General features: G+C 57.0%; 14 protein-coding genes. All 14 read left to right on the top strand.

Going from position 1 to position 14,136, the window contains the following annotated elements:
• The first annotated feature begins 112 nt into the window (after positions 1-112).
• The 14 genes from accA to rpoS all read left to right on the top strand — a co-directional run bounded on the left by accA (position 113) and on the right by rpoS (position 14,070).
• The gene (gene accA, locus ABJM11_RS08900; RefSeq protein WP_348297142.1) at positions 113-1,066 is read left to right on the top strand and encodes an acetyl-CoA carboxylase carboxyl transferase subunit alpha; all 954 of its coding nucleotides are present in this window, start codon (positions 113-115) and stop codon (positions 1,064-1,066) included.
• Positions 1,050-2,411, top strand: coding sequence for a tRNA lysidine(34) synthetase TilS (gene tilS / locus ABJM11_RS08895; protein ID WP_348297141.1), 1,362 nt, complete (start codon positions 1,050-1,052; stop codon positions 2,409-2,411). Before accA ends, tilS begins: the two co-directional genes overlap by 17 nt.
• Before the next feature lie 88 nt (positions 2,412-2,499).
• Entirely contained in the window at positions 2,500-4,128 is a 1,629-nt protein-coding gene (locus ABJM11_RS08890; RefSeq protein WP_348297140.1) for a CTP synthase, read from the top strand.
• A gap of 2 nt (positions 4,129-4,130) precedes the next feature.
• The gene (gene kdsA / locus ABJM11_RS08885) at positions 4,131-4,976 is read left to right on the top strand and encodes a 3-deoxy-8-phosphooctulonate synthase (protein ID WP_348297139.1); all 846 of its coding nucleotides are present in this window, start codon (positions 4,131-4,133) and stop codon (positions 4,974-4,976) included.
• Positions 4,977-5,176: 200 nt separating this feature from the next.
• Positions 5,177-6,472, top strand: coding sequence for a phosphopyruvate hydratase (eno, locus tag ABJM11_RS08880; protein ID WP_348297138.1), 1,296 nt, complete (start codon positions 5,177-5,179; stop codon positions 6,470-6,472).
• A 188-nt stretch (positions 6,473-6,660) separates the two neighbouring features.
• Positions 6,661-6,933: a septum formation initiator family protein gene (locus ABJM11_RS08875; RefSeq protein ID WP_348297137.1), complete on the top strand. Its 273-nt coding sequence runs from the start codon at positions 6,661-6,663 to the stop codon at positions 6,931-6,933.
• Between the two features lie 38 nt (positions 6,934-6,971).
• The gene (ispD, locus tag ABJM11_RS08870; protein ID WP_348297136.1) at positions 6,972-7,670 is read left to right on the top strand and encodes a 2-C-methyl-D-erythritol 4-phosphate cytidylyltransferase; all 699 of its coding nucleotides are present in this window, start codon (positions 6,972-6,974) and stop codon (positions 7,668-7,670) included.
• A gap of 4 nt (positions 7,671-7,674) precedes the next feature.
• Positions 7,675-8,154 (top strand): 2-C-methyl-D-erythritol 2,4-cyclodiphosphate synthase, encoded by a 480-nt coding sequence (gene ispF / locus ABJM11_RS08865; RefSeq protein WP_348297135.1) that lies wholly within the window; start codon positions 7,675-7,677, stop codon positions 8,152-8,154.
• Positions 8,151-9,239: a tRNA pseudouridine(13) synthase TruD gene (gene truD / locus ABJM11_RS08860; protein ID WP_348297134.1), complete on the top strand. Its 1,089-nt coding sequence runs from the start codon at positions 8,151-8,153 to the stop codon at positions 9,237-9,239. Before ispF ends, truD begins: the two co-directional genes overlap by 4 nt.
• Before the next feature lie 110 nt (positions 9,240-9,349).
• On the top strand, positions 9,350-10,114 hold the full coding sequence (surE, locus tag ABJM11_RS08855; protein WP_348297133.1) for a 5'/3'-nucleotidase SurE: 765 nt from the start codon (positions 9,350-9,352) through the stop codon (positions 10,112-10,114).
• Positions 10,114-10,770, top strand: a complete 657-nt coding sequence (locus ABJM11_RS08850; protein ID WP_348297132.1) for a protein-L-isoaspartate(D-aspartate) O-methyltransferase — start codon at positions 10,114-10,116, stop codon at positions 10,768-10,770. Before surE ends, ABJM11_RS08850 begins: the two co-directional genes overlap by 1 nt.
• 35 nt (positions 10,771-10,805) lie before the next feature.
• Positions 10,806-11,735, top strand: a complete 930-nt coding sequence (locus tag ABJM11_RS08845; protein ID WP_348297166.1) for a DUF368 domain-containing protein — start codon at positions 10,806-10,808, stop codon at positions 11,733-11,735.
• A gap of 366 nt (positions 11,736-12,101) precedes the next feature.
• On the top strand, positions 12,102-12,878 hold the full coding sequence (locus ABJM11_RS08840) for a peptidoglycan DD-metalloendopeptidase family protein (protein ID WP_407069984.1): 777 nt from the start codon (positions 12,102-12,104) through the stop codon (positions 12,876-12,878).
• Positions 12,879-13,068: 190 nt separating this feature from the next.
• Entirely contained in the window at positions 13,069-14,070 is a 1,002-nt protein-coding gene (rpoS, locus tag ABJM11_RS08835; RefSeq protein WP_348297131.1) for an RNA polymerase sigma factor RpoS, read from the top strand.
• Positions 14,071-14,136: the final 66 nt, after the last annotated feature.

Genomic DNA, 14,136 nt, shown 5'->3' with positions numbered 1-14,136 from the left:
AGCGGACTCATACCAAGGTACGCTTTAGCCATGGCCCGGGCGCTGCTATCTTTGTCCAAAATTCTGGTTTGGCGACTTACATTCGCGCCTTGCAAGCAAATGATGGAACATCATGAACCCTAACTATCTGGATTTCGAACAGCCTATTGCCGACCTTGAAGCCAAAATTGAAGAGCTTCGCATGGTGGGTAACGACACAGACATCAATATTACCGACGAGATCAGCCGGCTACGCAAAAAAAGTGTCAGCCTGACCGAAAGCATCTTTTCGGACCTAAAGCCCTGGGACGTTTCAAGACTGGCTCGTCATCCGCGCAGGCCCTATACCCTCGACTACGTTGACATGATCTTTGACGATTTCGATGAGTTGCATGGTGATCGTCGTTACGCCGACGACCAGGCCATCGTTGGTGGTACGGCTCGCCTGGAGGGGCAGCCGGTGATGGTGATTGGCCATCAGAAAGGCCGTGAAGTGCGCGACAAGGTAAAGCGCAATTTTGGTATGCCCCGCCCGGAGGGCTACCGCAAGGCCCTGCGTCTGATGGAAATGGCCGAACGATTCCGCATGCCGATCCTGACGTTTATCGATACGCCGGGCGCCTATCCCGGTATCGGTGCCGAGGAGCGCGGCCAGAGCGAAGCCATTGCTTTCAATCTGGCAGTGATGTCCCGCCTGAAAACGCCGATTATCTCCACCGTCGTGGGTGAGGGTGGCTCCGGCGGCGCTCTCGCTATCGGCGTTTGCGATCAGCTCAACATGTTGCAGTATTCCACCTATGCGGTTATCTCGCCCGAAGGCTGTGCCTCGATTCTCTGGAAGAGTGCGGAGTACGCATCTCAGGCGGCCGAGGCAATGGGCGTTACCGCGGAGCGCCTGAAAGATCTGGGCCTTGCTGATAACGTCGTTACCGAACCGCTTGGCGGCGCTCATCGCAATCCTGAAAAAATGGCGGAGTCCCTGCGCGCAACTCTGAGCAAGGGAGTCGCCGAACTGGGTCGTTTGCCAGTGGATGAACTGGTTTCCCGTCGTTATGAGCGGCTGACCCGATATGACACGGGCCGGTAACCCCGGCTCTGGATCTGACTGGCCGGAGGCCCTCTGTGCCCCGGTCAGGAACCTGCCTCCCCATTCACACCTATGGATCGCACTGAGCGGTGGAATGGATTCTGTTCTGCTTCTCCATGTGGCTGCCCGGTTGTATGCCCATACCGGCCAGCTATCGGCGGTTCACGTCAATCATCAACTTCAGGCCAATGCCAGTCACACTGAGCAATTCTGCCAGCAGCTTTGCAGTGAGTTGGATGTGCCTCTTCACGTGCAGCGGGTACAGGTCAAAGCCCCGCAGGACCCCGGCAACGGTTCCAGTGGAGGGATTGAGGAAGCGGCGAGAAATGCCCGTTATCAGGTCCTTGAGAATGTTCTGAGTACTGGCGACCTGCTGTTGATGGCACACCACGGTGATGATCAGGCCGAGACGGTACTGTTCAGGTTGCTGCGGGGCACTGGCATAGCGGGGCTCGGGGGTATGCCCCGGTCAAGGCCACTGGGAAACGGGACGCTGCACAGACCGCTGCTCGACCTGTCGCGCATTGAGCTCGAGGCCTGGGCAACGGAGAAGGGCATCGACTGGGTAGAAGACCCCAGCAACACCGATGAGCGGTTCGACCGTAATTTCCTGCGCCAGTCCATCATGCCGCTTCTCAAGGGCCGCTGGCCGTCGCTGGTCAATCGTATTGCGCACAGCGCGCGTTCCTGTCGCGAGGCTGATGAGCTGGCCGTAAAGTTGGCAGAAGTTCGGTTCCAGCAATGCGCTACCAGCCAGGAAACGCTCGATGTGAACGCCCTGGGACAACTTACTGTGGCGGAACAGAAAAATCTGCTTCGCTGGTGGATCATCCATAACCGATATGCCCCGCCGTCAATCGCCGACTGGCCCCGTGTAATCGCCGACCTGATCAACGCCCCTGCGGATGGCGACCCTGAGCTTCGTGGTAATGGCTTTACGATACGCCGTTATAAGGGGAATCTTTATCTGGTTGGCAAGCGCCCCGCGTTGCCGCAAGTCAGGCTGTCCCTGGTTCCGGGTCAGGAGCGGGTATGGGGAGAGTGGCGCCTGCGGCTTGAGGCAGCTGCTGATCCGGAAATGCCCGTGCCGGATATAAGGATATCTACGAGGGCAGGGGGCGAACGCCTTCGGCCCACTCCTGATGGCCCCTCGAAATCCCTCAAGAACTGGCTGCAGGAACAGAACATTCCACCCTGGGAAAGAGCGCGGCTACCGTTGTTTCTGGAGGTGAACGAAGGCAGTGAAGAAGTGGTCGGGGCTGGCGATGTGTGGCTTTCCGACAAATACTGTGGGGAGGCCCCGGCCAGTGGCTGGCGCATTGTTGTGGAGCGGGAATGTAATTGAGAAGGTGATGCCTTTCTGGTAGTCTGGCGTCCCATCTTGAGATGACAATCTCCCTCCTTCACCGAACCAGACAAATCACGGAATCTGCATGACGCGTTATATTTTCGTCACCGGCGGTGTCGTGTCCTCCTTGGGGAAAGGTATCGCATCGGCCTCTCTGGCTGCGATCCTTGAGGCACGCGGCCTGAAGGTCACTATTCTCAAGCTGGACCCGTACATTAACGTGGACCCCGGCACCATGAGCCCGTTCCAGCACGGTGAGGTTTTTGTCACCGAAGATGGCGCGGAAACCGATCTGGACCTGGGGCACTACGAGCGGTTCATCCGCACGCCAATGTCACGCCGGAACAACTTCACCACCGGCCGCGTTTACGAAGAAGTGATTCGTAAGGAGCGCCGTGGTGACTACCTCGGTGGCACGGTTCAGGTGATTCCCCACATTACCGACGAGATCAAGCGTCGAGTGGTTGAGGGGGCGTCCGGTGCCGATGTGGCCATGATCGAGATCGGCGGCACGGTGGGCGATATCGAATCCCTGCCCTTCCTCGAAGCCTGTCGCCAGTTGAAGGTGGAAGTGGGTCCCCAGCGCGCGCTTTTCATGCACCTTACCCTGGTTCCGTACATTGCTACTGCCGGTGAGATCAAGACCAAGCCCACCCAGCACTCGGTGAAGGAAATGCGCTCCATCGGCCTGCAGCCGGATATCCTGCTGTGCCGTTCCGAGCACGAAGTGGATGCCAGCTCGCGCCGCAAGATTGCGCTGTTCACCAACGTCGAAGAGCGGGCGGTCATCCCGCTGCAGGACGCGAAATCCATCTACGCCATTCCGCGCATGCTCCACGAGTTCGGTCTGGACCAGCTGGTTATCGAGCGTTTCGGTATTGACGCCAGCCCGGCCAATCTTGGCGAATGGGACGCGGTGGTCGAATCGCTGATGAATCCCGACCACGAAGTCACTATCGCCATGGTTGGCAAGTACATGGAGTTGCTGGACGCTTACAAGTCGCTGATTGAATCCCTGCTCCACGCCGGGATCAAGACCCGCACCAAGGTCCGGATGAACTACATCGACTCCGAAGATATTGAGCGCGACGGCACCGGTGCACTCGAGAGTGCCGATGCCATACTGGTTCCCGGTGGTTTTGGCGAGCGTGGCGTCGAAGGCAAGATCCGCACCGTGCAGTACGCCCGGGAAAACAAGGTACCCTACCTCGGCATCTGCCTGGGTATGCAGGTGGCGGTTATCGAATATGCCCGCAACGTGGCCGGCCTGAAAGATGCCCACAGCACCGAGTTTCGTGAACACACGCCGGAGCCGGTGGTGGGCCTGATTACCGAATGGCTGGATGCCAGCGGAGAGAAAGAAGAGCGTACCGAAGCGTCTGACCTGGGCGGCACCATGCGCCTGGGCGCCCAGGATTGCGTGGTGACAGAGGGCTCCACCATCGCCAACTGCTACGGCCGCAAAACCATCCGCGAGCGCCACCGTCACCGTTTCGAAGTGAATAACCATTTCCTGCCGCAACTGGAAGGCGCCGGCCTGAGAATTTCCGGTCGCTCCACGGATGGCAAACTGGTTGAAGTGGTGGAAGTGCCCGATCATCCGTGGTTTGTAGCCTGCCAGTTCCATCCGGAATTCACCTCCACGCCCAGGGACGGCCATCCGCTGTTCAAGGGCTTTGTAGAGGCAGCCCTGGCCCGCAAAAAGGAATCCTGATCATGGCGCAGAGTACCGTCAACGTCTCCGGAATCCAGGTCGCCAACCACAGGCCGTTCGTGCTGTTCGGCGGCATGAACGTGCTGGAATCCCCGGAAATGGCCATGGATGTGGCCGAGGCGTATGTCGAGGCCACCAGTAAGCTCGGTATCCCTTATGTTTTCAAGGCATCGTTCGACAAGGCGAACCGTTCTTCGGTGAACTCATTCCGTGGTCCTGGCCTTGAGAAAGGCCTGCAGATTCTGGCAGATATCAAGAGCAAATTCGGCGTCCCCATAATTTCCGATGTCCATGAGCCTGGCCAGGCCGCGCCCGCAGCGGAAGTCTGCGACATTATCCAGTTGCCTGCTTTCCTGAGCCGCCAGACAGATCTGGTAGTGGCCATGGCCCAGACTGGCGCCGTTATCAATATCAAAAAGGCACAGTTCCTGGCGCCCCAGGAAATGAAGCACATCATCAAGAAGTGCGAAGAGGCCGGTAACGACAAGGTGATCCTGTGTGAGCGGGGCAGCAGCTTCGGCTACAACAACCTGGTTGTGGATATGCTGGGCTTTGGCATCATGAAGTCGATGAATGTGCCGGTCATGTTCGATGTGACCCACTCGCTGCAGATGCCGGGTGGACGAGCTGACTCAGCCGGGGGCCGCCGTGCACAGGTAACTGATCTTGCCCTGGCAGGTATGTCCCAGGGTTTGGCCGGCCTGTTCCTGGAGGCCCATCCTGACCCGGATGAAGCCAAGTGCGATGGCCCCTGTGCCCTTCGTCTGAGTCAGCTTGAGCCGTTTCTGACGCGGGTAAAGGCCGTCGACGATCTTGTAAAAAGCTTTAAACCTATCGACACCGCCTGATTGGCGGTTTTTGTTTTGCTTGGGGGGAGCGAGCAGGCAGGGTAGGACTTTACGAAACACGCTCAAGCAAGTCCATGTGACGCTTGAGCTCCGCCATCCATGGCTCCGCACAGTTTCGTAAAGTCCTACCCCGCCTGCTCTTGATCTAACTATAAGCCATAACCTTCTAGACATTATTGAAAATACGGAGATTTGGACGAATGACCAAGATTGCCAATATCAAAGGCCGGGAAGTGCTGGATTCCCGCGGGAACCCAACCGTGGAAGCAGACGTTATCCTTGAAGACGGAACACTGGGTACTGCGTGCGCCCCCTCTGGAGCGTCCACCGGTTCCCGTGAAGCTCTGGAGCTTCGGGACAAGGATGACAGTCGTTACCTGGGCAAAGGTGTTCTAAAAGCAGTTGACGCGGTTAATTCCAAAATCCGTGAGGCGCTGATTGGTAAAGATGCGGCAGACCAGCGCGCCCTCGACAACATCATGCTTGAGCTGGATGGCACCGAGAACAAAGCAAATCTGGGCGCCAACGCGATTCTGGCTGTTTCCCTGGCCGCCGCCAAAGCCGCCGCTGCATCTCTGGGCAAGCCGCTGTACGCGCACATTGCGGACCTGAACGGCACCTCCGGCAAGTACAGCATGCCGGTACCAATGATGAACATTCTTAACGGCGGCGAGCATGCCGACAATAACGTTGATATCCAGGAATTCATGATTCAACCGGTGGCGGCCAAGTCGTTTGCTGAGGCTTTGCGCATTGGAGCGGAGATTTTTCACGCGCTGAAAAAGGTTCTGAACAGCAAAGGCCTGAATACGGCGGTGGGCGACGAAGGTGGTTTCGCTCCGGACCTGCCTTCCAACGAAGGTGCCCTGGCGGTGATTCAGGAAGCGGTGGAGAAAGCCGGTTACAAGCTCGGTACCGATGTGACCCTGGCGCTGGATTGTGCCTCTTCCGAGTTCTACAAGGATGGCCAATATCAGCTTTCTGGTGAGGGCAAGTCCTTCGACTCTGCCGGTTTCGCCGACTATCTGGCCGGGCTGTGTGAGCGCTATCCGATCGTGTCCATCGAAGATGGAATGGACGAGAGCGACTGGGACGGCTGGAAAGTGCTGACCGGGAAGCTGGGCGACAAGGTGCAACTGGTCGGTGACGATCTGTTTGTGACTAACACCCGAATCCTCAAACAGGGTATCGACAAGAACATTGCCAACTCTATCCTGATCAAGTTTAATCAGATTGGCAGCCTGAGCGAAACCCTGGACGCCATCAAGATGGCCCAGGACGCAGGCTACACAGCGGTTATCTCGCACCGTTCCGGGGAAACCGAGGACACTACTATTGCGGACCTGGCCGTTGCTACCTGCGCAGGCCAGATCAAGACCGGTTCCCTGTGCCGTTCGGACCGGGTTGCCAAATACAACCAGTTGCTTCGTATCGAGGAAGCACTGGATGGCAGCGCTCCCTATCGCGGCCTGAGTGAGATCAAGGGGCAGGGCTGATCGCCCGGTTGCCAAAGTTGCCTGTCGGCCAGGATGCCGATGGGTAACAGACCGGAAAAAGGCCATTGTGGTTTTCAAGCTGAGAAGCACGATGGCCTTTTTGTACAGTTGGTTAGCAGAACTTGTTGCTAAACTACACTAAGGTCTATACTTACTGTCCGATTGTTGCATCGTAAACGGAATTCGCAATGAAGTTGCTCTGGTCCACCATGATTATTCTTATTCTCCTGCTACAGGTCCGCCTGTGGGTCGGGGAGGGTAGTTTTGCCCAGGTATGGGGGCTGGAGAAAGCTATTGCCGAGCAGCGTGAAGAAAATGCCGAGCTTGCTGTCCGTAATGAGCGCCTGTATGCCGAGGTTCGCAATCTTCGTGGAGAGAAGGGTGCGGTAGAAGAGCGGGCGCGAATGAATCTGGGACTGATCCGTAACGATGAAACCTTCTTCCTGGTGGTTGAACAATAGGGAACCACCAGCCAGACTTTTCAAAGCCGACCACGTTCATGAGTAAACCCCGCTATTGGCTGATCGTTCCCGCTGCAGGCTCTGGCCAGCGAATGAAGGCTGACTGTCCCAAGCAGTATCTTCGGCTGGACGAGCGTTTTATTATCGATATTACACTTTCCCGTTTGCTGGATAACGCCGCCTTTGCCGGCTGCGTGGTTGCCACGGGGCCCAATGACCGGTGGTGGCCGGAAACCGAGGCCAGCAAGGATCGCCGTATCAGAACCTGTATTGGGGGGGCAGAGCGGTCAGAGTCCGTACTGGCCGCTCTGGAGGCACTGTCTGGCCGCGCCAACGATGACGACTGGGTTCTGGTTCACGATGCAGCCCGCCCCTGCCTTCATTCCGACGACCTTGCGCGCTTGTTAGCGGATCTGCACGATCACCCGGTGGGTGGCTTGTTGGCGACGCCGGTGGCCGATACCCTTAAACGTACCGGGCCAGGAAGTTGCGATGTTGAAGCAACGGTAGATCGCAGAGATCTCTGGCGCGCCCTGACTCCCCAGATGTTTCGTTTCCTCGCGCTGAAGCAGGCACTGGAAAGCGCCATTGACTCCGGCTATCCGGTTACCGACGAAGCCTCGGCGATTGAGTTTGCAGGCCAGGTGCCCTGTATCGTCGAGGGGCGACCGGATAACATAAAGGTCACCGTACCCGCCGATCTGGCCCTCGCCAGTTTCATCTTGAAAAGGAAGTGACACTATGCGAATCGGGCAAGGCTTTGATGTTCATGCATTTTGCGAGGGTGACCATGTGACCCTCGGCGGTGTCTGCATTCCATTCAGCCAGGGCCTCAGGGCGCACTCGGACGGCGACGTTCTATTGCATTCGCTGGCAGACGCGTTGCTCGGGGCTGCCGCACTGGGGGACATCGGCCATATGTTTCCTGATACCAATGATGAGTGGGCGGGTGCCGATAGCCGGGATCTGCTGCGCAGGGTACTGGAGCGCATTTCAGACGAAGGCCTCGTGGTTGGTAATGTGGATGCGACCATTATTGCCCAGGCGCCGAAAATGGCCCCTCACATCGAAGCCATGCGTCTCAATATTGCAGAAGATCTTGCCATTCCCGCAAGCCGGGTCAGCATCAAGGCAACCACCACCGAGAAACTGGGTTTTACCGGTCGTGGGGAAGGCATTGCCTGCCAGGCCATTTGTCTGCTTGAAGCGACTTCCTCATGACTGACGCCACGGAAACCGCTCCGGTGAATTCTGACTGGCGCCTCGACTGGCCAACCTCTGGCGAGGGGCGAGTGGCCAACGCCTTGCTCAAGTGCGCCCCAGAAGATTTTTTTGTGGATGAAGAATTGCCGCCTCTGGATGACCTGATGGCCGGTGGCGAGCACCTCTGCATTCGCCTGGAAAAAAGAGGCGATAATACCGATTACGTTGCACGCCAACTCGCTACTCTCTCCGGCTGTCGCCATTTTGATGTCGGGTTTTGCGGGCTTAAGGACCGTCATGCTGTCACCTGCCAATGGTTCAGTATTTACCGGCCCGGTCAGGAGGAAGAAGACCAGGCGTTCATAGACGAAGTGGCGAAGAACTGGCGCGTCGTCGAATATCATCGCCGGGCCCGAAAGCTGCGCCGTGGCGACCACCGGGGTAATTATTTCGAGCTGGTGCTGAAAGAGGTGACAGGAGATCCGGATGCCGTTGACCAGGCACTGACCCGGCTGCGGGAGCAGGGTTGTCCGAACTACTTCGGGCCACAGCGGTTCGGCCACAACGGGGCGAACCTGGACCGGGCTCTGGGCATGGACTCGTCAACGCTGAATCGTCGTGGCTCGCGCAACGCCAAAAAACGGGGGAGAGGGCGGTCAACCTCTGGCAGTGGCGACAGTAAAAACGTATTGTACTTTTCGGCGGCGCGCTCCTGGTTGTTCAACGAAGTGTTGGCTTACAGGGTGCAGAACGGTACCTGGCTGGTGCCACTGGAAGGTGAGCCCGGAGCTGGTGAGAATCAGGATATAATGGTTACCGGTCCCCTGTGGGGCGATGGTGGCACTGATGCAGTATCGGTTCAGGGCGAAATAGAGCGTACCGTGGTTGCGAGACACCCGGGGCTTGAGGCGGTGTTTGCTACAACCCGCATGAAGCCGGAACGCCGGCCACTGAGATTGGTTCCGGAAGAGCTGGAGTGGCAATGGCAGGGTGGTGACCAGTTACTGCTGAAATTCCGGCTCTCGCCCGGGCAATATGCGACGACCATGCTGAGCGACGTGTTCGAGATAACGGATGCCACCAGGGAGACGGGACAGGTCTGAACCTCCCCCATCTGAATAAAAAGGGGCACAAGACCCCGACAACAAAATACCCGCACCACTTTCCGGAGAGGCGAGGCGGAGGCAGGTATTCAAGGCTAGCGGAGAAAATTGTGCGAATTCTGTTGTCCAATGATGATGGCGTTCATTCACCCGGACTGCAGGCCCTTTTCGACGGGCTTGTCGGTTTGGGAGATCTTGAAGTCGTAGCGCCGGACCGTGACCACAGCGGTGCCAGCAACGCGTTGACTCTGAACCGCCCGTTGACGGTTGAAGATCACCCGAATGGTTTCCGTTCGGTCGATGGCACACCCACGGACTGTGTTCATCTTGGGGTGAACGGTCTCTTTGACGAGCCGTTTGACCGGGTGGTGTCGGGCATCAATACCCACGCCAATCTCGGGGATGACATCATCTACTCCGGTACAGTTGCCGCTGCCACGGAAGGACGGAACCTGGGATTGCCGGCCATTGCAGTGTCCCTGGTGAACGAGGGTCGCTTTCATTACGAAACCGCGGCCCGGGTTGTCCGGATTCTGCTGGAAAGCAAGGACCCTCTTGCTCTCGGGCCACGTTGTATCCTCAATGTGAATGTTCCCGATGTACCCTGGGAAGAGATTGCGGGTTTTCGTGTTACTCGCCTGGGTCATCGCGACCGGGCCGAGGGTGCGGTTCCGATGACCTGCCCGCGGGGCAAGGCCCGTTACTGGATCGGTGCTGCCGGCGAAGGCAGTGATGCAGGCCCGGGTACCGATTTCAATGCTGTCCGTGAGAACTATGTGTCCATTACTCCCGTCCATGTCGACATGACCCGGCACGAAGTGCTTTCCCCCCTGCGAGAGTGGATAGGGCTGCTGTCGGAACGGGAGGGGTACTGATGGTCGCAGAAATTGATGGTATCGGTATGACGTCACGCCGAACCCGCATGCGTCTGATACAGAGGCTCAGAGAAGCCGGCATAGCCGATGAGCAGGTGTTGCAGGCTATGTCTGATACCCCACGCCATATCTTCCTTGATGAAGCTCTGGCCCATCGAGCCTATGAAGACACATCGTTGCCCATCGGATATAGCCAGACCCTCTCCCAGCCATACATCGTGGCGCGAATGACCGAAGCATTGCTGCGGCACAAGCCGCGCAAGGTTCTGGAACTGGGTACAGGGTCCGGCTATCAGACGGCGATCCTGGCCCGACTGGTGGACCAGGTATTCAGCGTTGAGCGAATAAGGCCGCTGCAGGACAGAGCGCGGGACAGACTACGCCAGCTTGGCCTCAGGAACGTCATGCTCAAGCATGCTGATGGTGGTATGGGCTGGCCAGATCAGGGGCCCTTTGACGGTATTATCGTGACTGCCGCTCCGCGTGAGATCCCCCCGGAGCTCAAGGAGCAGCTTGCGGACGGTGGTGTGATCGTCGCGCCAATAGGCGAAGGGACCCAGATGCTGGTTGAGATGGTCCGGCATGGTGACCGGTTTGAAACCACCGATATTGAGCCTGTTCGTTTTGTACCGTTGCTGGGTGGGGTTGTCCGGTGACATCGAAGCCCCAGGCAGACGATTCCGTTGAAGCCATGCGCTCCCATCATCCGTTCGCGGTGTTTCTCCGGGGGATGGCCATGGGGGCTGCGGATATTGTCCCGGGTGTATCCGGGGGGACCATCGCCTTCATTACCGGCATCTATTTCCGCCTGCTGGAAGCCATAGGGGCGGCCCCTCAGGCTGTTTTCAGACATCTGCCCCGGGGCCAGCTAGAGGCGTTATGGCGGGCCTGTGATGGCACATTCCTGCTGAGCCTGCTGACGGGCATCATTGTCAGTATCGCGACCCTGGCTTCTGCTATCAGCTTTATCCTTGCGGAATACCCCATTCTTATCTGGAGCTTTTTCTTTGGCCTGATCGTGGCTTCGGTCTGGCATGTTGGCCGTCAGGTTCGCCAATACGTGCCATCACTACTCCTGCCATTTCTTGCCGGAGTGTTATTCGCCTGGTGGGTGACTACGCTACCGGCCAGTCAAATTGCACCGTCTGCCATGGTCTTTTTTGGGGCAGGTGCCCTGGCCATTTGTGCCATGATACTACCCGGTATTTCGGGTAGCTTTATCCTGGTCCTTCTGGGTATGTATGTACCGGTACTGGACGCCATACGCGCACTGGATCTCGGAACCCTGGTCATCTTTGCCGGCGGATGCCTTGTGGGACTGTTGTCGGTTGCCAGGCTTATCACCTGGGCGTTCAGACATTTTCACGACCCGGTTCTGGCCCTGCTTACGGGGTTTATGGTCGGGGCATTGAACAAGGTCTGGCCCTGGAAAGAAACGTTGACCTGGCGAACCAATAGCGCAGGTGAGCAGGTGCCGCTCAACGAGGCGAGTATCAGCCCACTGGGCTATGCTGAGATGACGGGACAGGACCCTCAGCTGCTGCTGGCGGTTCTCTGTGCTGTAGTGGGTCTTTTGTTGGTGTTGCTGGTGGAGTGGGCAGGCGCGAAAAGAGCTGCCTGAGGGTCGCATGCAGCGGCTTGGCTCAGGTCAGATTTGGGATGTGTGTCACAGGGTGATCGAGACGAAGTGTTACTTTTTGCTCACTAAAGGTGTTTCGAGCGGTAACAAATACAACAAGTGGGTAACTTGGTTTCCTGTACAAAATGTGCAATAAATTAGCGGGTTACTTGGAACACTTTATAAAGTATCGTATTTTTTATACGAATTTTTAATAACGGGCCTATTTTTATTCTTTTCAGATCAGTGCGTGGGTTTATTATCGCTGCAAAGGCAGGTCTCCCGCGGCTCCCCTCCGGTGCCCCTGTTTCTCCCTGTTCGAAAAAGCGAAAGCACCATCGTTGGTTTCCTCTGGTGCTGGTCAGCCTGGTGCTAGCCTCCTTTCTGCTCAGTGGCTGTAATACCCAGGCTTTGTACCGGGACGATATTTATAACCCCCCCGTGTACTGGGGGCGACATGTGGTCAAGCCTGGCGAGACGCTCTACAGTATTGCCTGGCGGTATGGCCGGGATTACCGGGAACTCGGTAATGCCAACGGCCTGGCGCCGCCTTTTAACATCAAGGCGGGGCAGGTGCTCAGGCTGGATGTTCGCGGAAATGTCACCTCTTCCGGAGGCAATCGGAGCAGTGGCAAACCCGCGGCATCAAGCTCGACGAGTCGGTCTGCTCCGAGTGTTTCTCGCCAACGCTCACGAGAGCCAGAACCCAAACCGGCGGTTTCGAAGGCCCCGGACAGGTCGTCGCCATTAACGGGCCAGACCCAGACGGTGGCCAGTGTCAACTGGCGTTGGCCTCACGTTGGCACCGTAATTGCAGGTTATTCAACGTCCGGGAAAGTCAATAAAGGTATTGATATTGCTGGAAAAGAAGGGGATTCTGTAAGGGCGGCGGCAAGTGGTAATGTCGTCTATGCCGGCAGCGGATTACTTGGCTACGGCAACCTCATTATAGTGAACCACAACGAGCACTATTTGAGTGCCTATGCACATAACCGGAAGATTCTGGTGCAGGAAGGGGAGGATGTAAAAGCCGGACAGGTCATCGCTGAACTGGGAGCCAGCGGCACGGATAGACCCAGGTTGCACTTTGAAATACGGAAGAATGGCAACCCTGTCGACCCCGCGCACTACCTCCCGTCCCGGTGAGATGGACTTGCGACACAAACCTGTAACCGGCACCAGAGACAATCAACACTAAAAACAAGATTCGGCGTTCTATCATCGCCGTGAGCTAGCAATAAATGTCCTGAACAAGAAATCGAATAACAGCAGGCGCTCGCAATAACAAGAAAACGTGGGCGAACATCCAGGATCATTGAAAGGCGGGGCAAGAGTTATGTCAGCAGAGCATGAAGAACTCATTATCGATCGTGTGTCCGATGTCGAGGATGCAGATGAGCAACTGTTAGCGGAAGACAAGGTAGAAGAAAAAGAGACCGCGGAAGTCGAAGCGGTTGAATCAGAAGACGATATACCGGCCCAGGGTCGTTATTTCACCAGCCAGAAACAGCTGGATGCCACTCAGCTTTACCTCAACGAAATCGGTTTTTCTCCCCTTCTCACGCCGGAAGAAGAAGTCTATTTTTCACGGTTGGCCCGTAAAGGTGAAGAATCCGGCCGTAAGCGGATGATAGAAAGCAACCTGCGGCTGGTGGTCAAGATCGCCCGCCGTTACGTAAACCGCGGCCTGACACTGCTGGACCTAATTGAGGAAGGTAATCTGGGGCTGATCCGGGCTGTTGAGAAGTTTGATCCGGAACGCGGCTTTCGCTTCTCAACCTATGCCACCTGGTGGATTCGCCAGACTATCGAGCGGGCGATCATGAACCAGACCCGCACCATCCGGCTTCCGATCCATGTTGTCAAAGAGCTCAATCTTTACCTGCGTGCGGCCAGGGAACTGACACAGAAGCTGGACCACGAACCGTCTGCCGAAGAAATTGCAAAGATGGTGGATAAGCCGGTATCCGATGTAAAACGGATGCTGGGGCTGAATGAGCGCGTAGCTTCCATGGATACCCCCATTGGTAGCGGCGGTGAGAAATCCCTGCTGGACACCGTTGCGGATGAAGGCGCATCAGACCCGGCTGATCTGCTGCAGGACAACAACATGTGTTCCTGCGTGGAAAAATGGATTGACCAACTCAGCGACAAACAGCAGGAGGTTCTCTCCCGCCGCTTCGGTTTGAGAGGGTATCCCATAAGCACGCTTGAAGAAGTGGGTCAGGAGATCGGCCTGACCCGTGAACGGGTACGTCAGATTCAGGTTGAAGCGCTTCGCCGGCTTCGGGAAATCCTGGAGAAAGAAGGCCTGTCGGGAACCATGCTCTTCAAATAACAGGTTTCTTGTGACCCAACAACCGGCCCGCCATGTGCGGGCCGGTTTTTTTTGCGTTGCCAAATG

The organism is Marinobacter sp., assembly GCF_039977835.1.
Classification (GTDB): Bacteria; Pseudomonadota; Gammaproteobacteria; order Pseudomonadales; family Oleiphilaceae; genus Marinobacter.
The sequence above is the reverse complement of the archived record's forward strand: the minus strand, read 5'-3'. Positions and strand labels throughout refer to the sequence as shown.

Coding starts and splice junctions, on each gene's coding strand:
- accA (WP_348297142.1), top strand. CDS start 113: ATGAACCCTAACTATCTGGATTTCGAACAGCCTATTGCCGACCTTGAA.
- tilS (WP_348297141.1), top strand. CDS start 1,050: ATGACACGGGCCGGTAACCCCGGCTCTGGATCTGACTGGCCGGAGGCC.
- ABJM11_RS08890 (WP_348297140.1), top strand. CDS start 2,500: ATGACGCGTTATATTTTCGTCACCGGCGGTGTCGTGTCCTCCTTGGGG.
- kdsA (WP_348297139.1), top strand. CDS start 4,131: ATGGCGCAGAGTACCGTCAACGTCTCCGGAATCCAGGTCGCCAACCAC.
- eno (WP_348297138.1), top strand. CDS start 5,177: ATGACCAAGATTGCCAATATCAAAGGCCGGGAAGTGCTGGATTCCCGC.
- ABJM11_RS08875 (WP_348297137.1), top strand. CDS start 6,661: ATGAAGTTGCTCTGGTCCACCATGATTATTCTTATTCTCCTGCTACAG.
- ispD (WP_348297136.1), top strand. CDS start 6,972: ATGAGTAAACCCCGCTATTGGCTGATCGTTCCCGCTGCAGGCTCTGGC.
- ispF (WP_348297135.1), top strand. CDS start 7,675: ATGCGAATCGGGCAAGGCTTTGATGTTCATGCATTTTGCGAGGGTGAC.
- truD (WP_348297134.1), top strand. CDS start 8,151: ATGACTGACGCCACGGAAACCGCTCCGGTGAATTCTGACTGGCGCCTC.
- ABJM11_RS08850 (WP_348297132.1), top strand. CDS start 10,114: ATGGTCGCAGAAATTGATGGTATCGGTATGACGTCACGCCGAACCCGC.
- ABJM11_RS08845 (WP_348297166.1), top strand. CDS start 10,806: ATGCGCTCCCATCATCCGTTCGCGGTGTTTCTCCGGGGGATGGCCATG.
- rpoS (WP_348297131.1), top strand. CDS start 13,069: ATGTCAGCAGAGCATGAAGAACTCATTATCGATCGTGTGTCCGATGTC.